We start from the raw sequence: 261 nt of genomic DNA, 5'->3' as shown, positions 1-261 counted from the left end.
TCTTTGCTTTCCTCTGTGCCGGGTGTGGCTTTCCGTACCCAGTAGCGGATATCCCGCAGCTTCTTCAAATCCTCCTGCACCTCTGTCAGCGGTACTTTCAGCTCTGCGATTTCGCTGAGAAGTTTTTCCTGCTCCTGTTGCAGTTCCTTTTGGGTGCTGTCCTTATCGTCCGGGTGCTTGGCAAGGTAGGCGGCGGCTTTCTCATACCGGGCAACCTCCGGGTGTTCCTGCTTGAATTTCTCCTTTGTTTTCTTGAAAAAT

The 261-nt window shown here is 52.1% G+C and carries 1 pseudogene; it reads right to left on the bottom strand.

The window, feature by feature from the left end:
• Positions 1 to 261 (bottom strand): annotated as a pseudogene (locus DWX32_RS20390) (MobQ family relaxase); the annotation flags it as partial.

It is taken from the genome of Blautia sp. AF19-13LB (genome assembly GCF_003479105.1).
GTDB lineage: Bacteria > Bacillota > Clostridia > Lachnospirales > Lachnospiraceae > Fusicatenibacter > Fusicatenibacter saccharivorans.
This window is presented reverse-complemented; position numbering and strand designations above follow the sequence as displayed.